Annotated in this window: 25 protein-coding genes; 20 read left to right on the forward strand and 5 right to left on the reverse strand. The window is 39.1% G+C overall.

What is annotated here, in order from left to right:
• The 10 genes from nuoH to AC5YCE_RS05830 all read left to right on the forward strand — a co-directional run bounded on the left by nuoH (position 1) and on the right by AC5YCE_RS05830 (position 10,535).
• Positions 1 to 1,017 carry an NADH-quinone oxidoreductase subunit NuoH gene (gene nuoH / locus AC5YCE_RS05785; protein WP_496124472.1) on the forward strand — a complete coding sequence of 339 codons (1,017 nt, stop codon included), beginning with the start codon at positions 1 to 3 and terminating at the stop codon, positions 1,015 to 1,017.
• Positions 1,018 to 1,035: 18 nt separating this feature from the next.
• Positions 1,036 to 1,578 carry an NADH-quinone oxidoreductase subunit NuoI gene (nuoI, locus tag AC5YCE_RS05790; RefSeq protein WP_496124473.1) on the forward strand — a complete coding sequence of 181 codons (543 nt, stop codon included), beginning with the start codon at positions 1,036 to 1,038 and terminating at the stop codon, positions 1,576 to 1,578.
• Entirely contained in the window at positions 1,578 to 2,105 is a 528-nt protein-coding gene (gene nuoJ, locus AC5YCE_RS05795; protein WP_496124600.1) for an NADH-quinone oxidoreductase subunit J, read from the forward strand. Before nuoI ends, nuoJ begins: the two co-directional genes overlap by 1 nt.
• Complete coding sequence (gene nuoK / locus AC5YCE_RS05800; RefSeq protein ID WP_496124474.1) at positions 2,098 to 2,406, forward strand: NADH-quinone oxidoreductase subunit NuoK; 309 nt, start codon at positions 2,098 to 2,100, stop codon at positions 2,404 to 2,406. Before nuoJ ends, nuoK begins: the two co-directional genes overlap by 8 nt.
• Positions 2,403 to 4,298: an NADH-quinone oxidoreductase subunit L gene (gene nuoL / locus AC5YCE_RS05805; RefSeq protein WP_496171378.1), complete on the forward strand. Its 1,896-nt coding sequence runs from the start codon at positions 2,403 to 2,405 to the stop codon at positions 4,296 to 4,298. The genes nuoK and nuoL overlap by 4 nt, the downstream gene beginning before the upstream one ends.
• A gap of 7 nt (positions 4,299 to 4,305) precedes the next feature.
• Positions 4,306 to 5,913: an NADH-quinone oxidoreductase subunit M gene (gene nuoM / locus AC5YCE_RS05810; RefSeq protein ID WP_496124601.1), complete on the forward strand. Its 1,608-nt coding sequence runs from the start codon at positions 4,306 to 4,308 to the stop codon at positions 5,911 to 5,913.
• Between the two features lie 3 nt (positions 5,914 to 5,916).
• Positions 5,917 to 7,473 carry an NADH-quinone oxidoreductase subunit NuoN gene (nuoN, locus tag AC5YCE_RS05815; RefSeq protein WP_496124476.1) on the forward strand — a complete coding sequence of 519 codons (1,557 nt, stop codon included), beginning with the start codon at positions 5,917 to 5,919 and terminating at the stop codon, positions 7,471 to 7,473.
• Positions 7,474 to 7,606: 133 nt separating this feature from the next.
• Entirely contained in the window at positions 7,607 to 8,242 is a 636-nt protein-coding gene (gene upp, locus AC5YCE_RS05820) for a uracil phosphoribosyltransferase (protein WP_496171379.1), read from the forward strand.
• 81 nt (positions 8,243 to 8,323) lie between these two features.
• Positions 8,324 to 8,620 carry a cold shock domain-containing protein gene (locus AC5YCE_RS05825; protein WP_496124478.1) on the forward strand — a complete coding sequence of 99 codons (297 nt, stop codon included), beginning with the start codon at positions 8,324 to 8,326 and terminating at the stop codon, positions 8,618 to 8,620.
• Between the two features lie 391 nt (positions 8,621 to 9,011).
• Positions 9,012 to 10,535, forward strand: a complete 1,524-nt coding sequence (locus tag AC5YCE_RS05830; protein ID WP_496171380.1) for a hypothetical protein — start codon at positions 9,012 to 9,014, stop codon at positions 10,533 to 10,535.
• A 93-nt stretch (positions 10,536 to 10,628) separates the two neighbouring features.
• Here AC5YCE_RS05830 and gigC read toward each other — a convergent pair whose 3' ends face one another.
• The gene (gene gigC, locus AC5YCE_RS05835) at positions 10,629 to 11,507 is read right to left on the reverse strand and encodes a LysR family transcriptional regulator GigC (RefSeq protein ID WP_496124480.1); all 879 of its coding nucleotides are present in this window, start codon (positions 11,505 to 11,507) and stop codon (positions 10,629 to 10,631) included.
• 370 nt (positions 11,508 to 11,877) lie between these two features.
• Here gigC and AC5YCE_RS05840 point away from each other — a divergent pair, with 370 nt between their 5' ends.
• Entirely contained in the window at positions 11,878 to 12,639 is a 762-nt protein-coding gene (locus AC5YCE_RS05840) for a ferredoxin--NADP reductase (protein WP_496171381.1), read from the forward strand.
• Between the two features lie 191 nt (positions 12,640 to 12,830).
• Here the strand turns inward: AC5YCE_RS05840 and AC5YCE_RS05845 are convergent, their stop codons facing one another.
• The gene (locus AC5YCE_RS05845) at positions 12,831 to 13,253 is read right to left on the reverse strand and encodes a hypothetical protein (protein ID WP_496124482.1); all 423 of its coding nucleotides are present in this window, start codon (positions 13,251 to 13,253) and stop codon (positions 12,831 to 12,833) included.
• 166 nt (positions 13,254 to 13,419) lie between these two features.
• Here AC5YCE_RS05845 and AC5YCE_RS05850 point away from each other — a divergent pair, with 166 nt between their 5' ends.
• The 4 genes from AC5YCE_RS05850 to AC5YCE_RS05865 all read left to right on the forward strand — a co-directional run bounded on the left by AC5YCE_RS05850 (position 13,420) and on the right by AC5YCE_RS05865 (position 16,469).
• Entirely contained in the window at positions 13,420 to 13,710 is a 291-nt protein-coding gene (locus tag AC5YCE_RS05850) for a hypothetical protein (protein WP_496124483.1), read from the forward strand.
• A 319-nt stretch (positions 13,711 to 14,029) separates the two neighbouring features.
• Positions 14,030 to 15,790, forward strand: coding sequence for a mechanosensitive ion channel (locus AC5YCE_RS05855; RefSeq protein WP_496171382.1), 1,761 nt, complete (start codon positions 14,030 to 14,032; stop codon positions 15,788 to 15,790).
• A 217-nt stretch (positions 15,791 to 16,007) separates the two neighbouring features.
• Entirely contained in the window at positions 16,008 to 16,184 is a 177-nt protein-coding gene (locus AC5YCE_RS05860; RefSeq protein ID WP_496171383.1) for a hypothetical protein, read from the forward strand.
• Positions 16,185 to 16,304: 120 nt separating this feature from the next.
• Positions 16,305 to 16,469, forward strand: coding sequence for a hypothetical protein (locus tag AC5YCE_RS05865; RefSeq protein WP_496171384.1), 165 nt, complete (start codon positions 16,305 to 16,307; stop codon positions 16,467 to 16,469).
• 87 nt (positions 16,470 to 16,556) lie between these two features.
• Here AC5YCE_RS05865 and AC5YCE_RS05870 read toward each other — a convergent pair whose 3' ends face one another.
• On the reverse strand, positions 16,557 to 17,756 hold the full coding sequence (locus AC5YCE_RS05870; protein ID WP_496124487.1) for a BaiN/RdsA family NAD(P)/FAD-dependent oxidoreductase: 1,200 nt from the start codon (positions 17,754 to 17,756) through the stop codon (positions 16,557 to 16,559).
• Between the two features lie 101 nt (positions 17,757 to 17,857).
• Between AC5YCE_RS05870 and AC5YCE_RS05875 the strand changes: the two genes are divergently transcribed.
• Complete coding sequence (locus AC5YCE_RS05875) at positions 17,858 to 18,196, forward strand: DUF4870 family protein (RefSeq protein WP_496171385.1); 339 nt, start codon at positions 17,858 to 17,860, stop codon at positions 18,194 to 18,196.
• 106 nt (positions 18,197 to 18,302) lie between these two features.
• Here AC5YCE_RS05875 and AC5YCE_RS05880 read toward each other — a convergent pair whose 3' ends face one another.
• Positions 18,303 to 19,169 (reverse strand): 1-aminocyclopropane-1-carboxylate deaminase/D-cysteine desulfhydrase, encoded by an 867-nt coding sequence (locus AC5YCE_RS05880; protein ID WP_496171386.1) that lies wholly within the window; start codon positions 19,167 to 19,169, stop codon positions 18,303 to 18,305.
• Between the two features lie 203 nt (positions 19,170 to 19,372).
• On the opposite strand from AC5YCE_RS05880, the gene AC5YCE_RS05885 reads away from it, so the two are divergent.
• Positions 19,373 to 20,068 (forward strand): D-Ala-D-Ala carboxypeptidase family metallohydrolase, encoded by a 696-nt coding sequence (locus AC5YCE_RS05885; protein ID WP_496171387.1) that lies wholly within the window; start codon positions 19,373 to 19,375, stop codon positions 20,066 to 20,068.
• Between the two features lie 113 nt (positions 20,069 to 20,181).
• The gene (locus AC5YCE_RS05890; RefSeq protein WP_496124491.1) at positions 20,182 to 20,394 is read left to right on the forward strand and encodes an NF038215 family lipoprotein; all 213 of its coding nucleotides are present in this window, start codon (positions 20,182 to 20,184) and stop codon (positions 20,392 to 20,394) included.
• 267 nt (positions 20,395 to 20,661) lie between these two features.
• Here AC5YCE_RS05890 and AC5YCE_RS05895 read toward each other — a convergent pair whose 3' ends face one another.
• Entirely contained in the window at positions 20,662 to 21,117 is a 456-nt protein-coding gene (locus AC5YCE_RS05895; RefSeq protein WP_496124492.1) for a DIP1984 family protein, read from the reverse strand.
• 219 nt (positions 21,118 to 21,336) lie between these two features.
• Between AC5YCE_RS05895 and AC5YCE_RS05900 the strand changes: the two genes are divergently transcribed.
• Together AC5YCE_RS05900 and AC5YCE_RS05905 are read left to right on the forward strand one after the other, a co-directional pair.
• A complete protein-coding gene (locus AC5YCE_RS05900; protein WP_496124493.1) occupies positions 21,337 to 21,960 on the forward strand; it encodes a LysE family translocator in 624 nt (207 codons plus the stop codon).
• A 289-nt stretch (positions 21,961 to 22,249) separates the two neighbouring features.
• The gene (locus AC5YCE_RS05905) at positions 22,250 to 23,344 is read left to right on the forward strand and encodes a DUF6670 family protein (protein WP_496171388.1); all 1,095 of its coding nucleotides are present in this window, start codon (positions 22,250 to 22,252) and stop codon (positions 23,342 to 23,344) included.
• Positions 23,345 to 24,196 lie beyond the last annotated feature (852 nt).

Raw genomic sequence — 24,196 nt, forward strand, 5'->3', positions numbered from 1 at the left:
ATGGAACAAGAATTAATCCGTCAAACGCCGCTTTGGGCTGAGAACTGGCCAATTGCCTACTCAGTCGTTCAAGCGATTGTGATCTTACTGGTTGTGGTATTGATCGCTGCGTTGATGTCGTTCATTGAGCGTCGTTTACTGGGCTTATGGCAGGACCGTTACGGTCCTAACCGTGTCGGTCCAGGTGGTATGTTCCAGATCGTTGCCGACATGCTTAAAATCATGTTCAAAGAAGACTGGACACCGAAGTTTGCTGACAAATTAACATTCCGTTTAGCGCCAGCAGTTGCGATGGCAACTGCGGTGCTATCGTTCATGGTTATTCCTGTTTCACCTTATTTAGGTGTTGCAGACATGAGCATCGGTCTATTGTTCTTTATGGCAATGGCAGGTATCGCTGTTTACGCAGTTCTATTTGGTGGTTGGTCTTCTAACAACAAATATGCATTGCTGGGTGGTTTACGTTCTGCAGCTCAAACCATTTCGTATGAAGTGTTCTTGGGTATTTCACTCATGGGTGTGGTTGCGATTGCAGGCTCATTCAACATGCGTGAAATTGTAGAAGCGCAAAAAGATGTTTGGTTTGTGATTCCTCAATTCTTAGGGTTCTTAATCTTCGTGGTTGCGGGTGTTGCGGTAACGCATCGTCATCCATTTGACCAACCAGAAGCAGAACAAGAATTGGCTGAAGGTTACCATGTTGAATATGGTGGTATGAAGTGGGGGATGTTCTTCGTTGCGGAATACGTCAACGTGGTACTGATCTCTGCTTTGATCGTGACTTTATTCTTTGGTGGTTGGTTAGCGCCTTTCAACTTAGACATTCCGTTCCTTCCACCAGCGTTCTGGTTCATTATTAAAACCGCATTCTTTGTGATGATGTTTGTCTTGGCTCGTGGTTCGCTTATGCGTCCTCGTTATGACCAAGTGATGAACTTCGGTTGGAAGATTTGTTTGCCTTTAGCGTTGGTCAACTTGTTGGTGACTGGTGCTGTGATTCTGATGAATCAGGCCTAGGACAGCAGGGAGTACAAAATGTATAAAATTCTAGCTGGATTTGGGACGATCGTTCGTTCGTTGTTCATGGTGTTTAGCCATGCAACACGTAAACGTGACACCATTTTATATCCAGAAGTTAAAGCTGAAGACATCGTACCACCGCGTTTCCGTGGTCGTATCGTGTTAACACGTGACCCAGATGGCGAAGAGCGCTGTGTGGCGTGTAACCTTTGTGCTGTTGCATGTCCTGTTGGCTGTATCTCATTACAAAAAGCTGAAAAAGAAGATGGTCGTTGGTATCCGGAATTTTTCCGTATCAACTTCTCTCGCTGTATTTTCTGCGGTATGTGTGAAGAAGCATGTCCTACGACTGCAATTCAAATGACACCTGATTTCGAATTGGGCGAATACGTTCGTCAAGATTTGGTGTATGAGAAAGAAAACTTACTCATCTCAGGTCCAGGTAAATACCCTGACTACAACTTCTACCGTGTAACGGGTATGGCTGTAACAGGTAAAGATAAAGGTCAAGCACAACGCGAAAGCGCGCCAGTTGATGTACGGAGTCTATTACCATGATGTGGCCATTTTATTTGATGGCACTTGTGGCCATCGTTTCCACGATTCGTGTTGTGACCAACGCGAATCCTGTACATGCATTATTAAGTTTGATCGTGTCGTTACTTGCTGTAGCAGGGATGTTCATGATCGTGGGCGCGCCATTTGCGGGTGCGCTTGAGATCATCGTCTATGCAGGCGCGATCATGGTTCTTTTCGTATTCGTGGTGATGATGCTGAATTTAGGTCAACACACGGTTGAACAAGAACGTAAATGGATGACTTCATCTGCTTGGGCATATCCAGCGTTGATGAGTTTCCTGATGGGCTTAACGCTGATTTGGACATTTACTTCTGATTTCAACACCGTGACTGCACCATTGATGGGTACAGAAATGGTTGGACCGAAAGAAGTCGGTATTGCACTGTTTACGAAGTACTTATTATTGGTTGAAATTGCTGCGATGTTATTGCTTGCTGCCTTGGTAGCGGCATTCCATTTGGGCAAACGTGAACCAAGTGCAGAAGAGGAAAAGAATAATGGGTAATATCCCTTTAGAACATGGTTTGATTGTTGCGACCATTCTTTTTGCACTCGGTTTTTACGGTGTGATGGTTCGTCGTAACCTTTTATTTGTGTTAATGAGTCTCGAAGTGATGATGAATGCAGCAGCGCTTGCATTCGTTATGGCGGGCAGTGCTTGGGTGCAACCAGATGGACAAATCATGTTCATTCTGATCCTAACGCTTGCTGCGGCTGAGGCTTGTATCGGACTTGCAATCGTCCTTCAGTTCTACCATCGCTTCCATCATTTGGATGTAGATGCTGCTAGTGAGATGCGCGGATGAGTTTATTAGCATTAACGATATTATTCCCGCTCATTGGTTTTGTCCTTTTAGCGGCAGGGCGTAACAAGCTTCCTGAATCTGTTGCAGCCATCATTGGTGTAGGTTCTGTTGGTCTTTCTGCATTATTTGCTCTAATTGCAGGTATGCAGTTTATCAATAGCGGTCAACAAGCTGAAGTTCATCATCTTTGGACGTGGTTCAATGTTGCAGGTTTCGCACCTGGCATTAGCTTACACCTTGATGGTTTATCGCTCTTGATGCTCGGTATGGTCACAGGCGTTGGTTTCCTGATTCATATCTTTGCTTCATGGTACATGCGTGGTGAAGAAGATTTCGCACGTTTCTTCTCTTACTTCAACTTGTTCGTTGCGAGCATGTTGCTTCTCGTACTTGGCGATAACTTAGCGTTATTGTTCCTCGGTTGGGAAGGTGTAGGTCTGTGTTCTTACTTGCTGATTGGTTACTACTACCAAAACCCATCCAATGGTGTTGCAGCAATCAAGGCATTTACCGTAACACGTATTGGTGACGTGTTCTTATTGATCGCTTTGTTCTTAATCTTCCAACAGTTTGGAACTTTGAATATTGCTGAAATCGTAGCAAATGCGCCAACGGTTATGACACAAAGTTCATCACTCACCATTTGGACTGCTTTAATGTTGTTCTTGGGTGCTGCAGGTAAATCTGCTCAAATCCCATTACAAACATGGTTAGCAGATGCGATGGCAGGTCCTACACCTGTATCTGCATTGATCCACGCAGCGACCATGGTAACAGCGGGTGTTTACCTGTGCTGCCGTATGTTCTCTGTGATGGAAATGGCGCCAGAAGTGATGATCTTCATCTCAATCACGGGTGCAGTGACTTTGCTTGTTGCTGGTTTTGCAGCTTTGGTTCAAACAGACATCAAACGTATTCTTGCTTACTCTACTATGAGTCAGTTGGGTTATATGTTCATGGCAGTGGGTGCAGAAGCATACCAAGCAGGTCTGTTCCACATGTTGACTCACGCATTCTTTAAAGCGTTATTGTTCTTGTCGTCTGGTGCAGTCATTCTTGCGTTCCATCACGAACAAAATATTTTCAAAATGGGTGGCTTGTTCTACAAGAACAAATTCCTATTCGCTTGTTTCGCCATTGGTGGCGGTGCATTGGCAGCGATTCCATATTTAACGATTGGTTTCTTCTCAAAAGATGCGATTCTTGCAGCAGTATGGACACAACAGCATTTAGCGGGTGAGTCAATCTTCAATATCTTGTATTGGGTTGGTGTTGTGGGGGCATTCTTAACGTCTATTTATACGTTCCGTTTAATCTGGATCGTATTCTTTGGTAAAGAAAACACGCCTTATCACGAAATCAAAGGTGCAACCTATTGGGCGCCTTTAGCGATTCTTGCTGTACTTTCTACAGGCTTGGCAATTGTGCTGAAAGCACCAGTCATGAGTATTTTGAATGCTGCTCAAATTCCTGCATTTGAAATTCCTGAAGCGCTAAAAGCTGGTGCGCATGGCGCTGAATATGTAGCCATTGCTGTTGCATTGACTGGTCTAGTGGTTGGTGTGGTGTTATTTGCATTTGCATATAAAGCAGTTCAATCATTTGCAAACACTTGCTTAGGTGCTGGACTCGTGAATATTTGCCGTAATGCACTTGGCTTTGATGCGTTGTATGACATCGTATTTGTTAAGCCTTATTTACTTATCGCGAAGATTTTAGGTCGTGATCCAATTGACGGTTTGTGGTTAATGCTTCCTGCTATTGTGAAAGGTGGTCATAGCTTCACAAGCTCACGTCAAACAGGTTCATTGCGTGAATACGCATCAAGTATGGCATTCGGTATCGTTGTCATTTTGATGATCTTGGTCGTGACTCAGGTCGTGGGGAAATAAGATGGAAATCACAAACAACTGGTTTTTACCCGCGCTGATCTTAGTACCGTTCATTGCTGGTTTTGTATGTTGGTTAGTCGACAAGTTCGACGAACATTTGCCGCGCTATATTGCGATGGCAGGTATGCTTGTTACTTTAGTGATCTGTATTGCACTTTGGCAGTCAGGTACGTATAGCTATGAAGTTGGTGGCGCTGCTCCAACGTGGTCTGCTGAATTCATGGTGCCATGGATTCAAACCCTTGGTATTAACATCCACTTAGCGGTAGATGGTTTATCTTTACTCATGGTTGGTTTGACTGCACTCCTAGGTGTGTTGGCAGTGGGCTGTTCATGGGGCGAGATTCAAAAGAATGTTGGTTTCTTCCACTTAAACCTTTTATGGTCTTTGGGTGGTGTGATCGGTGTATTCTTAGCGATTGATATGTTCCTCTTCTTCTTCTTCTGGGAGATGATGTTGGTACCGATCTACTTCTTGATCGCGCTTTGGGGTCATAAAGGAGCAGATGGTAAATCGCGCGTTTATGCTGCAACTAAATTCTTCATCTACACACAAGTTGCTGGTTTGATCATGCTTGTGGGTATCTTAGGTCTGGTGATCTATGGATACATGATGACGCAAACGATTAGCTTTGGTTACGGTCATTTAATGGCTGTAGCAAATGCACTTGATACTCAAGCACCCGCAATTGCTTATGCATTCATGATCTGTTTATTCATCGGTTTTGCGGTAAAACTTCCAGTTTTCCCATTACACGGTTGGTTACCAGATGCGCATGCTCAAGCGCCTACAGCAGGTTCTGTAGACTTAGCAGGTATCTTGATTAAAACAGCGGCATACGGTTTATTACGTTTCGTGATTCCGTTCTTCCCCGCTGCGTCTGCACAGTTTGCAGATATCGCAATCATTCTTGGTTTGATCGGTATTTTCTACGGTGCATGGTGTGCTTTCCAACAAACAGATATGAAACGTCTGCTTGCGTACACTTCAATTTCACACATGGGCTTTGTATTACTTGCAATTTATGCAGGTAACGTTCTGACGTTCCAAGGCTTAATGATCATGATGTTGGCACATGGCTTGTCATCTGCTGCATTGTTCATTATGTGTGGTCAAGTGTATGAGCGTTTACATACGCGTGATTTACGTTTGATGGGTGGTATCCGTGGTCAATTCCAATACTTACCATTCTTCTTAATGTTCTTCGTCGCTGCACTTGTGGGTATTCCAGGTTTAGGTAACTTTATCGGTGAATTCCTGATCTTGATGGGTGCGTTTGCCAAGTTCCCAACGTTCACAATCATTGCTGCGGTCAGCTTAGTATTCGCTGGTTTGTATGGTTTGATCCTGATTCACAAAGCATTGTTTGGTACGCCAAATGAAGAGCAAAAACAGCACTACACGAGCCCATTGAAAGATTTAAATGCGCGAGAGTTAGTGATTCTGTCGATCTGTGCTTTAGGTCTACTGTGGCTTGGTCTTTACCCACAAACTTTCCTTGATATTTCAAACTCAAGTATGGCGTGGTTAGCGAACAGCTATATTCCAGTACAAGAAGCAGTTGAAGTTGTTCAACAAACAACAACTCAATTTGAAAATGTGGAGATCCAATAAGTCATGAACTTCACACTCTCTTTTTCTGAGCTAATGCCATTGGCTCCAGTGATGATTGTTGCTTTGACAGCAATCGTCGTGATGATCCTTACAGCGATCAAACGTAATCACAATCTGATTGCGACTGTTTCTGTGATTGGTCTGAATTTAGCACTGGCAAACATTTTATTAACCATGTTTGGTGGTGAAGTTGTTCCTAAAAATGTGATGGGTCTATTTATTGTCGATCCATTTTCATTGCTTTATCAGTTGGTGATTATTGTTGCAGCACTTGCTTGCTGTACTTTATCGCACGCGTATATTGATTCGTATAAAGACAATCGTGAAGAGCTGTATATCTTAATGTTGATCTCGATTTCGGGCGCAATGTTAATGGTATCAAGCGCTCACTTTGCATCGTTCTTCATCAGCTTAGAGTTGATGTCGATTCCTGTATATGGTCTGTTGGCTTATACACATCAACGTGCGAAGTCTTTAGAAGCGGGTATTAAGTATCTTGTGCTTTCAGCAACCGCTTCGGCGATGTTGTTGATGGGTATGGCTTACGTTTACGCAATGTTGGGTTCACTGTCATTTGCTGGTCAAGTCGATGATATGTTCTGGACATTAACGCAAACTCAAGATCCACAATTGATGATGGCGCTTCAAGCGTATCTTCCACAATTGGGTGAGAAATTCACGTCTGTATTCGGCATCTTGGGTCTTGGTTTAATCGTTGCCGCAGTTGCATTTAAATTGTCTCTTGCGCCATTCCATAAATGGACACCAGACGTTTATGCAGGTGCGCCTGCGCCAATCGCAACGTTCTTAGCAACTGTTGCAAAAGTGGCGATGATTGGTTTGTTTATTCGTTACTTATTGTCTTCTGGCGTGATTGGCGTTGAAGCAATCAAGACGATCATCATCGTGATTGCAGTGATGTCGATTCTTGTAGGTAACTTACTTGCGGTTAAACAAGTCAACCTTAAGCGCATCTTGGCTTACTCTTCAATTGCGCATTTCGGTTACTTAATGCTCGGTCTGATCAGTGCATCATTCTTGAGCTTAACGTCTGTAAACGTATATGTGGTGACTTATGTATTAACAACGATCGGTGCTTTTGGTGCTGTCGCGTTAATGTCGAGTCCGTACAACAATGCCAATGAAGCAGAAACACTTGCCGACTATCGTGGTTTGTTCTGGCGTCGTCCAGTGCTAACGGCTACCTTAACAGTGATGATGTTGTCTTTAGCGGGTATTCCGTTAACAGCGGGCTTCATTGGTAAGTTCATGCTTGTGATGACGGTTGTGTCTGAGCAACATTGGTTCTTTGCTGCAATGATCATTATCGGTTCAGGTATTGGTTTGTACTACTACCTCCGTGTGATGATTGTGATGTATATGACAGCACCAGAAACACCACGTATTGATGCTGATAAACATTGGGGTCAGAAAGTGGGTGGCATCATGGTGTTGCTTGCAGCATTGGCAGTATTGGTGATTGGTGTTTATCCAGATCCGATTATTGCTTTGGCGAACCAAGCACAACTGGTAGCTCCATTACACATTGTTCTTCAATAAAATTGTGTAATCATCTAAAAAACCTATAGCGGTTAACAAAAAAAGCCCTCATTGATTGAGGGCTTTTCTTATTTCTTATATAAAAAACATTTATAATAGTGGAAATTTACTTTTATGTTTTAGGTGTTCTCCCGTGCCCATTCAAGAAATCCGTCATCCGCTCATTCGTCATAAATTAGGTTTATTACGTCGTGCAGATATCAGCACCAAGAACTTCCGTGAACTTGCTCAAGAAGTAACCATGCTTTTGACGTATGAAGCAACAAAGGACTTACCCGTGGTTGACCATGAAATTGCGGGTTGGAATGGTAAAGTCACTGTTGACCGTATCGCGGGCAAGAAAATTACTGTCGTACCGATTCTACGCGCTGGTATTGGGATGCTCGATGGATTCTTAAGCCTAATCCCAAGTGCTAAAGTTTCTGTATTGGGTCTTGAACGTGATGAAGAAACACTTGAAGCGCGTACTTACTACAAAAAGTTAGTACCTGACGTTCAAAACCGTTTAGCCATGATCATTGATCCAATGCTTGCAACGGGTTCTTCATTGGTTGCTGCGATTGATGTATTGAAAGCAAGTGGCTGTAAAGATATCCGTGTCATGGTTTTGGTTGCTGCACCTGAAGGAATTAAACGTGTAGAAGCAGCTCACCCAGATGTGATTATCTTTACTGCATCGGTTGACCAAGGTCTAAACGAAAATGGTTATATTGTTCCCGGCTTAGGCGATGCAGGTGATAAAATTTTCGGTTCTGTGCAGAAAGACTGAATTTAAAATCAGTAAAAAAGGGGCTTGGTGCCTCTTTTTTATATACTAAGATCAATGTGTTTATAGAGTAGGGTTAAGTTCATGAAATTAGAATTTAAATTTGGGAAAGTGATTAAATTCAATCCAGAGAAAGGGTTTGGATTTATTTCGATGGCGGGTGAAGATATATTTTTCCATATTTCAGACTTTCCAGATGCACTTGAAACTGAACCGAAAAAAAATGAAAAAGTGAAATTTGTCCTTGAAGAAAATGGTGACAAATTAAAGGCAGCACGTATTGAGCGTGTAGACCCGAATCCTGCTAAGACCAAGCAGAAAAAGATTTTGGCGCATAATGAGTCGATTGCGACCAGTTTATTGTCGAGTTTTAGAAAATAATAGCTTGTCTTTTGACCAAATTTTGAATGTTAATGTTCAATTCGTTAAATGTTGAAGTTATATGTGAAGGGGGGATTCCCCCTTTTTTGAATCCATTTTCAGGAGAATCAATCGATTTTATAAATTTAATCATGATAAAACAATGTTTTGTAGGGTTTTTGGATCACTTTTAGGGAAACATGATGAACAAAAATCATATATACCCTAATACCTAATATTTATATTAAATAGATCAAATTTTTAAACCTAAATCACTTACCTATATACATAAAGGCTAAAAATTGAGTAATATAGCAAAGAGGCTGCATGTCTCATTTTTGTTAATTTTCATACAAATAATGTTAAAAGAACATAACAAATTTTTTGATTGTTAAGGCTTTGGGGACAGTCTATGTTTTATAAGGGAACACTTAAATCTTATGATGCTACCGAGCAGGTGGGAATCATTCATTTATCAGATAAAGATATAGACGTTCATTTTTCAGTGAAAGATTTTCCAAATTCAACTTTAGAACCACAAATTGGTGAGCGTGTAAAATGCTTGGTTGAAGAGAAAGATGCTCAAAATATTGCCAAATTTATTGTCCGTTTAGATTACAAAAACGCCAGAACTGAAAAACCTCGAAATAACATTTTTTATAGTGAAGAGGAAGATTTAGAGGTATTAAAAAAAGAACAGCAAGAAAAAGAAGCTACTTTAAACGAAAATGATGCAGATGAAAAAAAACATCCTACTACGCTAGCACTTTTAGAAAACAATCAGAAACTTAAAAACGGTATAAAACTGAATATCAAAAAGGATGATGTTGATCAAAAGCCTTTAAATATGGTGAATACTCTAAACGCTGTAAATAAAGAGGGTACAGAGGAGCAGTCTTATCAACCTCACAAACAACAAATTCAATCAAACAATTTAACTAGTTCGAATACTCTTTTAAATCATAAAGAAAGCATTCGGGAGCAAAATACTCAAGTTACAAGGGATGTTCATCCTGAGTTTGCGTCCGAAAATCTATCTGATTTGATGGAAAAATCTGAAAATAATGAACAAGCTAAACCATATATTCCAAGTGATTCAATTGTTCAGATAAATAGTAGTACATTTGTTTCGAATGAAAATTCAGATTTACCGGAATTCATAGAAGATTCTAATTCAGTACAACAAGATTCTCTAGATCATTTTGATATAAGTGCCGATCAAACTCAAAAGGTGGTAAACACGCCTGTTTTGCTTCTGAAATCTGAAGATGAAATTAAAATACCTCAAACAGCAAAGTTGTCTACATTGACCGAGCCTGTAGATGTAGATATTAAAGGAACCTTAGATTTATCACATCCAACTGAAATAAAACCGATCTTCCATGAAAAGCCAACAGCGTCATTAATTACACCATCAAATGACTCGGCTCATTTAAGCCATGCCAAGACGATTGTTCCATTGTCGAGCGACCCTTTTGAGCAGCTTCAACAAGAACTAGGATCAAGACATACGACATCAATTCCTGAATATAACCGGAGTATGGGGGCTGATCGTCAGCAAAGTACAGCCAGCCATTCAGTTGAGTCAAATTCTAAGGATCTTACTCAACAACAGGATGAGAATAAATTACAAAAGGTCAAGACTCAGCTTTCCTATAACACGCATAAAATCAAACCCAATAGGAAAATGGAACTCAATTTTAATCCATGGATTTTACTCGGGCTAATTTCCTTAATTTTATTGGCTGGATTCGGTTATCTAGGTTTTGAAAAGTATCAACTACATAAGCAAGAGCAAGAAGCCAAAGCTCGTTATTATTTACTGGAACAGCAAAAGGCAATTGAAGATCAACGTAAGAAAATGGCGAAACTTTCTGATAAGCCGATTATTCCAGAGCATCGTCGCAAAGAGTTACTTGGTGAAAATGCTCAATAATTTTGCCGCTTGATAGCAAATTTGCATCATGAAAAAAGCCCCATCATTGGGGCCTTTATCATTTTAAACGTCTATTTTTTGAGAAAATGCTTGTTATTCATCGCAGAATTTCATAAAGGATTTTAATCCCGGGCCTTGATACTTTTGACGATGAACGAGCATAAATAATGGGCGTGTTAATTGCCAGAATGGTGTATCTAAAATCACCAATTGTCGTTTTTCAATCAAGGGTTGGATCGCAAGTTTAGAGATACACGACACACCTAAACCACCCGCGACAATTTTTAAAATTGCTTCATTGTGCCCAAGTGTTAAACGGATATTGGCATTGGGTAGATCTTTTAAAATTGCATTATCAAACACTTCACGTGTACCAGAACCTTCCTCACGAAGGATCCATTCCGCATCAACAAAATCTTTCAGGGTAATTGGATGGTCAAGCTGAGCCAAAGGATGGTTTGGAGAACAACATACGGCTAACTCATCATCACGCCAGTGAATAGACTGTAGTTGTGGCAAATGACATGAACCTTCAATCAGGGCTAAATCCAGTTGGAATTGATTAACGGCTTCAATCATTTGACGAGTATTACCGACCTGTAACTGCAAATGAGCTTGAGGTTGCTCTTGAAGAAAATTGGCCATCAAATCAGGCATGAGGTAGTCACTAATCGTCAGTGTTGCACCAATACGCAAATCAATGCTTTGTAGTTCACCTTTTGCTGCTTGTTCAAAGGCTTCACAACGACCTAAAATTTCAAGTGCTTGTGGAAGTAAGAAACGACCTAGATCATTCAATTGTAAACGTTTTCCCAAACGATCAAACAGCGGAGCACCTAAACCATCTTCAAGATCAGCCAAAGCCATACTTGCAGCACTTTGAGTTAGTCGAACTGCATCACTTGCTTTGGTCACGGTACCTTCTTGAGCAACGGCTACAAAAACAGCCAGTTGGCGTAATGTCATGCGCATGGGTGAAGCCTTAATGTGAATATATAAATAAGAGTTGGTGATGAAAATATTTCATATCGAGAACATTGTGAATGGCTGAGTCATGACCAATTATTTGAAATGAGATCATTGGCACATTCATGGACTTACTCAATAGGTATAGACCATGGATATACACCAAAATCGCGAGTTCACAATGATGGTGATAGAACATTGCTAGTATAAGACATTTGATCGTTTAAAGTTGAGCTTAAATTCGAAGCATCCACAACTCAATATCTAAAACTTTGATCAACATTTTATTGGGCTTGTATAGTATGGCGATATGAAATTTCAATCACCGCTAGTGTCATGCTAACATGAGCACAGTCTGTCGTGCCACGTTGAAATTATGTCAATTGAAAAATTTACTCTAGAAAAAGTTTTATCTGTTCACCGTTGGACCGATACATTGTTTAGTTTTACCATGACACGACCATCACATTTTAAATTCACGGCAGGGCAGTTCGCTCGAATTGGTTTAAAAGTCGGTGATGATTTAGTTGTTCGTGCATATTCCGTCGTGTCTTCGCCTTTCGATGAAACGCTAGAATTTTTTTCGATCGTTGTGCCAGATGGTGCTTTTACTTCAAATTTGCAACATCTCCAAGTGGGTGATGAACTTTATTTAGAAAAAATTCCCTATGGTTTTTTGACACTCACACGTTATCAACTGCCTTTGCCTCAAGACCTATGGTTACTTGCCACAGGGACGGGTTTAGCTCCCTTTATTTCGATGTTGCAAGATTTTGATACATGGGCCAAATATCAAAATATACATTTGGTCTATAGTGTGCGTACAGCATCTGAGTTGGCTTATGTAGAACGTATTCAAGAGATTGCTGTGACCTTTGGTGAAGGGCACACAGGATTTAAGTTCATCCCAATTATTACTCGAGATCCACATGCAACCTTGCATGATCGATTGCCAGTATTGATTGAAAATGGTGAACTAGAAAAATATGCAGGTATAAACTTTAATGTGGAAACATCTCATATTATGCTTTGCGGAAACCCTGAAATGGTTGAAGACACCAAAGAAGCTTTGAAAGCACGTGGTTTGATCATGAATCGTCGTGGTGAAGGAAATATTGCCGTAGAAAATTATTGGTAATTGCAGGTAGATAATTTTCAGCTAGATACTGTTATAGACAGACGGCCATGTTTGAATACTGATCTTCTAGGATTAAGGTTTTTTAGACCCCATACATGAGTAAATCATTCGATCTATAAATAATTAAAAACCTCCTTTCAAGGAGGTTTTTTATGTGCATTTAATCAATGTGCATTTAATCAATGCAAATCTCAATGAACGAACATATCCATAAATTGACGAATTTCTTGGATTGCTGTTTCTACATCACTGGTGAGCCAAGTCGGTTCAAATAATCCAGCATAATGCTCCAAACGATCATGTGGTACAACTAATCGGATTGGGCAATCTTCTTCCAATAAACGCCATGGGATAATAGGAACTTCATTGTCTAAAAATGCAATAATATTACGAATATCAATAATCATCGCATTGACGCATTCAGGAAATGGCATCACAGAAAACTCTTCAGTTTTGCGACGGAAATATTCGAGGTCACCCCATTTCAAAATGTAGCTTGGCTTATTGAATTCAATAATTCCAATCAAATGCTCATCACGCGTCTTATGTAAATAACATTGATGAGTGACATCTGTGTCTAAGTCTAAAGAGACACTTTGCCTGCGATAGGTCATATATTAACAACAGCGAAAAGTAAGGGAGCATATTATAGCCCATTTTTCTTTTTATCTCAGGACTATTCTGTCTGTACCAATTCCTACGCTTTACTCACACAATGCAACACAAATACTTGATAGTATAAAAAAACATCAAATAATATCGTTTTAAAGGGGAATCAATATGCCACATGATTTTAATAAAGAACCGCATAAAACGAATGAACTTGAAAAAGCTGAAAAGAAAAGAATTCCGATATTTATCTTAATCATTATTGGGATTTTCTTGGCAGCCCTTATTTTCTATATGCTTGCTGATCGAGAACCAAAGCCTGGTCAAGTCCCAGCGGATACAAGTGTCCCTGCTGTACAACAAAATCAAGATACGACTGCAACTGCCACAGATTCTTCAGTTGTGAATACGACCAATGCTGTTGCTGAAGATACTGCAACAGCCACAGCAACTGATCAATAGGATGATATTTTAATTATCCTTGAAAGCCTCAGAGATCTTCTGGGGCTTTTTTTATGAAGTTGGTGAAACGAAATATCCTGAAATGATTTAGAGCGATGTGTATCGAATTGTAGCTATTTTGCAGTTCTATATTGTTTAAAAAGTAGACAATTATGTATGGTGAAGATTGCATGGATGTGCGAAATACAATTGAAATAAAACGATTAGAAATAATGCAAATGCATATACCACAAGAAACTGAACATTAACTCAAGGCTTCAACAACCAGAACTTTCCAAAAACTAGGAATGCCTAGAACAAACAGAAGAGGATTGAAGATATGAATGATTTTATAAATGGTTCATCGAAAGGTGGATTCAATGGCATGTACTATTGGGAACAATTCCATCCTATTCTAGCTGCAGTTGCGATCCTAATTGTCGGGTGGATTATTGCCCTTATTATTGCAGGGGGGATCAAGAAGGTATTATCAAAATTAAATACCAATCAAAAACTATCTACTGCCACAGGACATCGCTCAAATATTGAAAATATTTTATCGAGAGTTGTGTTTTGGGTGGTGATGATTATCGCTGTGATTGGGGCATTGAATGTGCTCAATCTCAATAGTGTTAGTGGTCCATTTAGTAATATGGTTCAACAATTCCTACTGTTTATACCCCAGTTATTGGCTGCCCTTGCGGTAGGCTTTATTGGCTGGATTGTGGCGAATTTGGTGAGAGTCGGTTTAACCAAGTTGCTGAATAAAACCCAGTTAGATGAAAAACTTAGTCAAGATGTTGGGGTAAACTCTTTTAGCCAAAACATCAGTGAAATTATTTATTGGCTCATCTTGTTGCTGTTTTTACCAATCGTCTTATCGATTTTAGGTTTGAATGGTTTGTTGTATCCAATTCAAAACATGGTCAACGAAGCAATAGTATTTCTGCCTAATATCTTTATGGCGGGTATTATCATTTTTGTGGGCTACATTTTGGCAAAAATTGTTCGTGGTATTACAGAAGGGCTATTAGGCAGTCTGAATGTGCAACAACAGGCTGAAAAAATCGGACTATTTAAGAATTCAAATCTTCCTAAAGTACTCGGCTCATTTGTCTTTGCGATCATTGTCATTACTTCATTGATCATCGCCTTTGAAGCATTAGGCGTAGAAGCGATTTCTCAACCTGCGACAGCGATGCTGTATGAGATTATGAATGCGATTCCGCATATCATTGCAGCAGGTTTAATTTTAATCCTATCTTATGTAGTGGCACGATTTGTTGCTAATTTGGTGGTAGAAGTGGTTTCTGGAACTGGAGTGGATGAGATTCCAGCCAAATTAGATATACAGCGATTCCTTGGCACAACGAAAGTGTCTTGTATTGTTGGTTATCTGATCGTGTTCTTCACCATGTTATTTGCAGTATCAGAAGCTGCGAATCGCTTGGGCTTTGAACAAGTCAGTAATTTAATCGCCATGTTTATTTACTTTGGTGCCAATATTCTACTGGGTGCTGTAATCCTTGTAATCGGATTTTGGTTGGCCAATATTGTTGCCAATGTGGTGCAACGTGGTGAAAATAATAGTGCACGATGGTTAGGTAATTTGGTTCGTGTATTGATTATGGGCTTAGTAGTTGCCATGGGCTTACGTGCCATGGGCATAGCAGATTCAATTGTGAATTTGGCATTTGGTTTAACACTCGGAGCTGTCGCGGTTGCATTTGCACTTGCATTTGGTTTAGGCGGTCGTCAGCCTGCAGAGCGCTTACTGAGTGATTTAATCGACAAAGCAAAAAATGATGCAGATAAACCAAATCCTTTACATACATCTCAAAGTGGTACTAAAACAGCATCGAAAGCAGACTGGGATTCAGGTTCATCTTCTCATTCATCTTCGACTAGTCCTCAAGTACCTGTTGCACCATTAGAAGAACAAATGGATGCTACAACCGTTTCTGAAGAATATAAAAAGGCGGATATTCCACCGACGCAACTGGATGTTGATCCTACAAATAAGCCTTTAAATAATCCTTTTGGATCTACAGGTGAGCCAGAAGCTGATGTTGATACTCAACCTAAAGATGACCCGAAATAAACTGTAAGATCACCATAGGTTCAGCCACAATAAGTTGTGGCTGGACTTAATCTTGACCATATTGTTATTCAAAATTTGGGATTTAAAAAGGGTTCAAAAGGGATTTGAAAAGGACTCAAAGTTAAGTGACTAAAGATAAAAGTTGATATTGAACAAGATTCACTCATATATTGATAGGGTTTAAATAAATGATAAGTTTATATCAGAGAGAAAAATAATGAAGAAGCAACCAAATAAATTTCTTGCCCCAGTTGTGATTGCAGGGGTAACGATTGGATTTTTAGCCAGTGCTTACAAATTCGTTTTTGCTAAACATCAGCCTGTAAATAATCAAAAGACTGATGTGCAGCCGGATCAACTGAACGATCAGGTTGAAGAACCAGTTAGAAAATAAATTTCAAATTGGTATATTTTATGCTTTATTAATATTAAATAAATTTCTTAAAATATAGATACTTATTTATATTGTTGTCATATTTATTCAATAATATTGTATAGATCAGGAAGATCATAAATGGAGAAATTATTCGTGTTGAAATTAATTGAAAATTTTAAAAGACTATCTGGTATCCAAAGCTCAAATGAGATTTCAGAAGAGCTGGTTAAACTTGAACGTACAGTTGAACGTTTAAACAGTGCGAAAAATGTTCACCTATTACGCACTGATTATTTGGAATGATGCTGTATTCATGTCTACTCAAGCAAATTTTAATCAGTCATTTTAAACAGTAAAATGATTAGACAAGCAATGATTGTATAAGCAAGATTAGACAAACTGCGATGCGGCATGTGCAGACGCCCATGCCCATTGGAAATTATAGCCACCCAAATGCCCTGAGACATCTAAGATTTCACCAACAAAAAACAAGCCTTTTTGCTTTTTACTTTCCATCGTTTTAGATGAAACTTCTGTAGTATCCACACCACCCAAAGTTACTTCAGCTGTACGGTAGCCTTCTGTACCAGAGGGTTTGACATCAAAACCATTTAAACGCGATGCGATGAATTCTAATTTTTCATCACTGATATTACCAATGGAAGTATCTGCTTGATCGAGCCAAATTAAGTTTTGTAATTCAAGCACTACACTTTTAGGTAAAAGCTCAGTCAACAAGGTACGTAATAACACTTTGGGTTGGCTTTTCTTTTTATGGATCAAGAAATCTTTCAAATCGACGCTTGGTAAAAAATCAATTTTGAAACTTTGACCCACATCCCAATAGTTAGACAGCTGTAATGAGCTAGGTCCACTCAAACCACGGTGTGTAAATAATAACGCTTCGGTGAAGCTATTCAGTTCATTGGACAGTGTGGCTTCAACGGCGTTACCACTCAATCGCGTGGTTACTTCTTTGAAACCATCAGAGAAAGTAAAGGGAACTAGACCTGCGCGAGTAGGGAAAATATGATGGCCATATTGTTTTGCGATCTCATAGCCGATCGCTGAACCGCCCAACGTTGGAATCGACAAGCCACCAGAGGCAATCACCACTGATTCTGCTTGAAAATGCCCCACATTGGTTGAAACTTGAAAACCTTGAGGGTCAAGCGCAGTGACCGCTTTTACTTCACAACTGGTTTTAATATCAACGAATTTTGCTTTATCACACTCTGTTAAAAGCATGGCTAAAATTTCTTTTGCACCATTTACAGTAAACAACTGACCATGTTTGCGTTCTTCGTATTCGATGCCGTATTCACAGACCATACCAATGAAATCCCAATTGGTATAACGGCTCAGTGCCGAAATGACAAAATGAGGATTATGGGTAACATAGTTTTCAGGCTCGACGTATAGATTGGTAAAATTACATTTACCACCGCCAGACATCAGAATCTTTTTACCAACTTTGTTGGCTTTTTCCATGACCAACACTTTACGACCACGTTGCGCTGCCATATATGCCGTCATTAAACCTGATGCACCTGCACCAATGACAATGACATCATATTGATTGAAAGACATAGCTGACTCGCCGTGGGAAATAAGGACGCAGGATTATACTCTTTTTCTACTGCTTGTTTTATACTTTGCTTATAATCAACAATGAATAAGTTCGAATAATAATGCAAAGTCTCAATCAACCCGATCAACAACAAAATTTGAAACAGTTCAATCTGATTACTTATGGTCTATATTTTGCGAGTTATGTGGTGGGGATCACTTGGCTAGCAGCGATCATCATGAACTATGTGAAACGTAATGAAGTTCGAGGGACATGGTTAGAGAGTCATGTTGAATGGCAGATTAAAACCTTTTGGTTGAGTTTGGCCGGTTATGTGGTCGGTTTCATTACTACTTTTATTTTAATCGGCTTTGTCATTCTTTTGATCACGTTCATTTGGAATATGTATCGTTTGATTGTGGGTTTAATCGCACTGACTGAAAACCGTCCTGTGGGATAATTATCAATCGGCTCTTTGATCATTTGTTCAAGCATTGATTCTGTTATTTCATCAGAGCATTTAAAGCTGTATATAAGGGCAGATGTTGTGCATTTTAATTGGATATTTAATCAACCATTTTGCCTTGTAAGCCTCCAGTATGAATTAACAAAATGCGTTGATTCGCTCTAAACTTTGCTTGCTCAATCCATTGGAATACGCCGTAAAACATCTTAGCGGTATACACTTGCTCAAGTGGAATATGATACTTCTGTTCAAACCATGTCATAAATTCAAGTAATTCAGGTGTGGTTTTTGCATAACCGCCACAACAAAACTCATCGGTCATATACCAATTGGACTTCTGCGTTTTTTGGCGGACGTCTTCTGTCAAAAAATCACCTTTCAAAGCAGAAAAACCAATTACCATTTGATGGGGGTAACTGGCTTCAATCAAACCTGTAATGGTTCCACCTGTGCCTACAGCGCAACAAATCACATCAAAATTTTGCTGATCTTGTAAGCTTAAAATCTCTTTACACCCTTGAATCGCCAGTTGGTTTGTTCCGCCTTCGGGAATGATGTAATGCGATGGAAATTGTTGAGCGAGCTTGCTGAGGAATTTAGGTTGATCTTTATCACGATAGGCGGTGCGGCTGATAAAGTGTAGTTGCATGCCTAGTGCTTGTACTGTTGCTAAAGTTGGGTTTAAAGGGCGATCTTTCAGTTCTTCACCACGAATGATGCCAACACTGTTAAAACCAAACTGATGTGCTGCAAAAGCCGTTGCAGCAATATGATTGGAGTATGCACCACCAAAGGTCAGCACACTTTTAAAGCCTTGTTGTTGAGCTTCTTGAAAATTATATTTGAGCTTAAAAAACTTATTCCCTGAAATCTGCGGATGAATCTGATCTAGACGTTTGATAGTGAGTGGCACACCTAAATATTCAATCTGTTGCTCATTTACCGTTTGGGCGATGTCATCAAACATTTTATTCTCTAAAGCGTGGAAGATAAGATTAAACAAAATTTGATCAGGAAGCGTACTAGATTGGTCATTTCCATTTTAACGTGGAATCTCTTCGAATTATATGAGCTTAAAAATCAATATGGTTTTTCTTTAAAGCGCTATAAAAACTGTGTTGGCGCTTCAAATTTGTTAGTATGACGCAAAATAACTGATCCAAAAATAATATGCTTTCGCGTTCCTTTACACTTTTTTCGAGTGCTTTTTTCTGCTTTTTACTTAGTTCTGGTTGCTCTGAACAGAATTCTCAAAATAAAACTCAGTCTGCTGAGGAGTTAAAACAAGTCAAAGATAAACGACAACAAGCACAGTATCAGCAACAGTTTGAACAATGGAAACTCACTCAAGACCCGCAATTAATCGAAGAATACGAAAGGTTCTTTCAATCTAAAGTAAAACAAGTGCCGACTTTATATGAGTTGACCCTGAATTCTCACCCTTTGAGCGCTGAATGTCAGCAACATCGATTTAGTTTGCCACCTAAAAAGTTATGGTCGAATTTGGTTGCGCCACTACAGTTGATTGAACAGTTGCAACAAGAAGGTTATTTTGCCCATTATAAAATCGTGTCGGTATATCGAAGTCGAGAAGCCAATACCTGTGTTCATGGCGCGAAAGCCAGTAAGCATTTAAGTAATTTTGCAGTCGACTTTCAAACCTTGGATGAGCATCGAAAGCCTTATGTCAATCATGATGAAATCGATCAAAAACTGTGTCAGTTTTGGCATCAGCAAGGCAAAAAACATCGCCTCGGTTTAGGCTTATATAGCAAACAACGCTTCCATATTGATACGCAAGGCTATCGAACTTGGGGGATTGGTTTCAGGTCAGTGTCTTCACCGTGCTTAAACTCTAAAATCTGAAATCTTAAAATAAATACTGAAGTAGTATGAATGGAAAATCTCAGGCGGAATAAAAGTTTATTTTTTATACGGTCATGTTAATCTAAACACAGCAAGCACATCAGGAGCGTGCCATGATCAATAACAATAAAATCCTATTCTTCATGCTGAGTTTATTTTTATTCGGATGTGACTCCATGCAACAAGCGGATGATCGTAACATTGAAGCGCGCACGATGATTATTGGTGGCGTTCCTGTACATGATAAAGATTATAAATTAGCAGATAACCATCTACCACTGAACAATCAATCGCTGAACGAGAGTCAGGTCAAATCAGCACCCTGAATATGTAGAGAGCTCAATTTTAATTTTCATCCATAGAGGAACTGAAAAAAGAATAGGGTGGGCATAGTGTCAGTACGTGGTCGTGAAAAGTACCTTGTAAAAGATAACAGATGCAGGGTGCGACGTCAGCATTGTAAGCTTTTGAAGTAGACGTTTTACTTCTGCAATCGTTTGTTGAATTAAAGCCTTACAAACGAATAAAAGGCTGTGTACTCGCCCAATATGCCCGAACGGGTGAGAAAGATAAACTTCCTGAATTTGAGTGATCTATATTAATTCAACTTGCCAATTGGATGCCTGAATTTCCAAATTGTTTTTTCGCAGTTGCTGACTAATCGCATCGGCCTGTTTTTGTAAATCCGCAACGGAAATGGTCTTGATCCAACGAATTTCGCTTGAACTATAACGACCATTTTCACGACGAGAGCTATCAATCGCCTGTTGCAATACGCGATGCTGCTGCGTCAATAAATCTCGTTGATTGAGAACAGCCAATAGCGGATTTCCTTCAATGGACTGTGCTTGTGCATTGGTCAAGTGGATACGCTGAATCAGTTGATGTAGTTCTTGATTGACTGCGAATGCTTCTTGAATTAATGCATTGGCATCTTCACTGGCTTGATCACCTTCTTGAATTAACACATTGTTATTAATACGTTGCTGTAGAGAAGCCAGTTTGGTTTGAAGGTCACTACGGAGCAGTAAAGCTTCGGCTAATTTCATCTTTGTTCTAATCTCAAAGTTCTAATTTAAAAGTTCTAATCTAAAAGGTTCTAATCTAAAAATCATGTCATTCATGGATCATGCATTGAATTCGAAGGTGATTCAATGAATTTGCAGTGAATTATTCGGTGAAATTGTAAAAATGAATTGAAATATAGCAAGATATTCAATTTTTAAATCGGTAGAATTACCAGAATCAAATTGGGTTAGGGTGTCGCGGTGGAATCATTTTGGATTTTAGGATCGATAGCATTTGCACTGATGTTGGGTGCGATGAGTCCTGGGCCGACCTCTATTTATGTGGCTAAAAATTCAATTGCGATTTCGCGTAAGCATGGTTTATATACAGCATTCGGTACAGGAACTGGTGCTGCGATATTTGGCTTGCTTGCTGTATTGGGCTTACAAGCTTTATTGCTCGCTGTGCCTTCAGCATACTTCGCTTTAAAAATCTGCGGTGGTTTATATTTATTGTGGCTTGCCTATAAAATTATTAAGCATGCCAAAGAACCGATTGAAGCGGATCAATCTGTTTCAACACAAATGTCTTTTCGTCGTGCCTTTACCACAGGTTTAATTACGCAATTGGCCAATCCTAAAATTGCGATTGTCTTGGCCAGTATTTTTACCGCATTGTTACCCAAAGAAATCCCGACCTATTATTACTTTGTATTACCGTTGCTGTGTTTTTTTATTGATGCAGGCTGGTGTTCCTTGGTTGCTGTAGCTTTGTCTGCGGAAAAACCACGTCGTGTTTATCTAAAATTTAAAGCGGTGTTTGATCGTGCTGCGGGTGTAGTCATGACTGTACTTGGCTTAAAGCTGATCTTTGGAATGAAATAAGTGATATGAAGTCAGTGATATGAAATCAGTGATATGAAATATCCATTCTTGGAATTTGAATAAAATGAAATAAAACAAGCTGGTTTCAAATTATTGATACTGGGTTTATATTAGAAAAATTGCTTCCATTTGATACAGTCTCTGCTGATCTGAACGTCTGATCTCGAATGAAATTGTCCTACAAAAACTTGGATATGACCCTTAATCACATTCTCGAGTCCTAATCAGCCATAAACTTCACATCTATATCTAAGTAGTCTGTAATGATCTCATTCTCCCTGAGCAATACATGCATTCACTTTTAAGCAGTAAGCCGCGAAATTATACCGTACAACAGAAAGTAAAATATCGTCTTGGTCAAGTGGGTACCAAGCTCCTTGGTGCGGTTTCACCCGATGCGCAAGCTGAACTTCCACGTGATTATAATTTTGATGCGCATGTATTTCATTCACAATTTGCGAGTACACATTACGGTATCATGATTCCTGATTTGCCTGAACCGTATCGTTATTTGTCTTATGCTGCTGTAATTGGTGATGTAGGGGCGAAGATCACTAAAGTGTCGCCTAAACTGACGAATTTAGCGCCTGAAAATAGCGCAACTTTAGTACATGGCACAGCGCTGTCGGAAACAAAAGATGCCTATAAAATTTATAATATTGAGCATCAATTAAAGTTCCAACAGTCACCATTTCGGATCGATTTTGCTGAAGATTCATCGCTCTATGAGGAAGATGGCAAGTATCGCCTTGTATCTAATTCAGATGACTTAAAAGTGGATCTCACTTTAACGCCAACGGATGCTTTGACGTGGTTTTCGCATAGTTCGTTGTATCAACATTTTAGTGTCTTGATGAAGTATAGAGGTTCATTGACGCAAAAAGGTGAAATCATCAAATTCTCAGGCTTATGTACATTGGAACATTGGAAGTCGATTTCAGTGTCGATGTTGCCTAAACAGCTTTTAATGCATAATTTGACTTTACCCTTATCGTCATTTACTTATCAGGTGATTAACCTAAACGCAGAAGAGCAGTTGGTTTTGGCATTTGTGGGTTTTGCGGGTGAGCCTGCGTATACGGCGGTGTCATACCGTCATGTGAATGGCACATCGATTCAGTATGATGATGCTTTTTTCGAAGTGGTGGCATTGAAAACAGAGTCATTGATGACGCCTGATGGTCATGCCATGGAAGTTCCTCAGTCTTTTCGTTGGGTGGCGCATCATCAGGGTGAGAAAGTGTTGGAGATTGTTGCTGTGGTGGATACTCCATATTGTTATGGTTTGGCAGCGGGTTATGTCAGTTCTTATCAATGGACAGGTGTGGTTAAGGAGCAAAAGGCTGAGGGGAGAGGGTATTTAGAGTTTATTGATCGGAGGTAAAATATAACCTTACTTAATATACAAAAATAACGGATTTTTTCTAATAATTGATATGATTCTTAAAATTGATTATGAATGATAGTGAAATCAAATTATTGGTTTCTGCGAATTGGTCAAGAATAAATTGAGAGTTGAGTTTCCAATCAATTATTGAGCGTTCTAAGATTTCACTTAAGGCAGGTATAAGTTATCAAATTACTTTACGATAAATAGCAGTTTAAAATACAAAAATATGGTGTTTTTCACTCAAACTGGCATTCTCCTCATTTGAGCCGAATGGTCTTTTTTACGCATAGAATTTATGATCAATTTTAATCTTTTGTATATGAAAAATAATCATAATAATTTATGGGGGAATTATCAAAATGGGAGTTTTAATTCTAATTACTTTCTGTATTATTATTTATCTTGTCGTTTGTTTTCTTTTTTATAAACTTATTTTTAAAGCATATCGCCACGTTATCTATCATCTAAAAATTCTTATCAATGAACATCAGATCAATTTAAAAGCTTCACTAATGATGCGAAATGTCCTTTCCTTTATTGTAATTTCGATTTTTATTTTTGATGTTGGTAATGTACAAGGAGACGTAGGTTTCGGTTTTTTTCTATTACCTCTTATCTTATTTTTAGCTCCTTTTTTTTGTATTGTATTAATTTTATTATATAATTTAATTTTTCATATACTGTTGTATCGTTTGATAATTAAATTTAGTAGCATAAGATTTTATAAGATATATTTTCTATTATCAGTAATTTCAATTTTATTTTTTCAATTCATTTGGTGGAAATGGTTTTATAGTGAAATTTCTTTATCAAGAAGAGTCACTGTATGGAATATCGTGACAATTT

The sequence above is a fragment of the Acinetobacter sp. CY79 genome (assembly GCF_059515845.1).

Excerpts from the sequence above, each read along its gene's own strand:
- nuoH (WP_496124472.1), top strand. The coding sequence starts at position 1 with ATGGAACAAGAATTAATCCGTCAAACGCCGCTTTGGGCTGAGAACTGG.
- nuoI (WP_496124473.1), top strand. The coding sequence starts at position 1,036 with ATGTATAAAATTCTAGCTGGATTTGGGACGATCGTTCGTTCGTTGTTC.
- nuoJ (WP_496124600.1), top strand. The coding sequence starts at position 1,578 with ATGTGGCCATTTTATTTGATGGCACTTGTGGCCATCGTTTCCACGATT.
- nuoK (WP_496124474.1), top strand. The coding sequence starts at position 2,098 with ATGGGTAATATCCCTTTAGAACATGGTTTGATTGTTGCGACCATTCTT.
- nuoL (WP_496171378.1), top strand. The coding sequence starts at position 2,403 with ATGAGTTTATTAGCATTAACGATATTATTCCCGCTCATTGGTTTTGTC.
- nuoN (WP_496124476.1), top strand. The coding sequence starts at position 5,917 with ATGAACTTCACACTCTCTTTTTCTGAGCTAATGCCATTGGCTCCAGTG.
- AC5YCE_RS05825 (WP_496124478.1), top strand. The coding sequence starts at position 8,324 with ATGAAATTAGAATTTAAATTTGGGAAAGTGATTAAATTCAATCCAGAG.
- AC5YCE_RS05830 (WP_496171380.1), top strand. The coding sequence starts at position 9,012 with ATGTTTTATAAGGGAACACTTAAATCTTATGATGCTACCGAGCAGGTG.
- gigC (WP_496124480.1), bottom strand. The coding sequence starts at position 11,507 with ATGCGCATGACATTACGCCAACTGGCTGTTTTTGTAGCCGTTGCTCAA.
- AC5YCE_RS05840 (WP_496171381.1), top strand. The coding sequence starts at position 11,878 with ATGTCAATTGAAAAATTTACTCTAGAAAAAGTTTTATCTGTTCACCGT.
- AC5YCE_RS05845 (WP_496124482.1), bottom strand. The coding sequence starts at position 13,253 with ATGACCTATCGCAGGCAAAGTGTCTCTTTAGACTTAGACACAGATGTC.
- AC5YCE_RS05850 (WP_496124483.1), top strand. The coding sequence starts at position 13,420 with ATGCCACATGATTTTAATAAAGAACCGCATAAAACGAATGAACTTGAA.
- AC5YCE_RS05855 (WP_496171382.1), top strand. The coding sequence starts at position 14,030 with ATGAATGATTTTATAAATGGTTCATCGAAAGGTGGATTCAATGGCATG.
- AC5YCE_RS05860 (WP_496171383.1), top strand. The coding sequence starts at position 16,008 with ATGAAGAAGCAACCAAATAAATTTCTTGCCCCAGTTGTGATTGCAGGG.
- AC5YCE_RS05865 (WP_496171384.1), top strand. The coding sequence starts at position 16,305 with ATGGAGAAATTATTCGTGTTGAAATTAATTGAAAATTTTAAAAGACTA.
- AC5YCE_RS05870 (WP_496124487.1), bottom strand. The coding sequence starts at position 17,756 with ATGTCTTTCAATCAATATGATGTCATTGTCATTGGTGCAGGTGCATCA.
- AC5YCE_RS05875 (WP_496171385.1), top strand. The coding sequence starts at position 17,858 with ATGCAAAGTCTCAATCAACCCGATCAACAACAAAATTTGAAACAGTTC.
- AC5YCE_RS05880 (WP_496171386.1), bottom strand. The coding sequence starts at position 19,169 with ATGTTTGATGACATCGCCCAAACGGTAAATGAGCAACAGATTGAATAT.
- AC5YCE_RS05885 (WP_496171387.1), top strand. The coding sequence starts at position 19,373 with ATGCTTTCGCGTTCCTTTACACTTTTTTCGAGTGCTTTTTTCTGCTTT.
- AC5YCE_RS05890 (WP_496124491.1), top strand. The coding sequence starts at position 20,182 with ATGATCAATAACAATAAAATCCTATTCTTCATGCTGAGTTTATTTTTA.
- AC5YCE_RS05895 (WP_496124492.1), bottom strand. The coding sequence starts at position 21,117 with ATGAAATTAGCCGAAGCTTTACTGCTCCGTAGTGACCTTCAAACCAAA.
- AC5YCE_RS05905 (WP_496171388.1), top strand. The coding sequence starts at position 22,250 with ATGCATTCACTTTTAAGCAGTAAGCCGCGAAATTATACCGTACAACAG.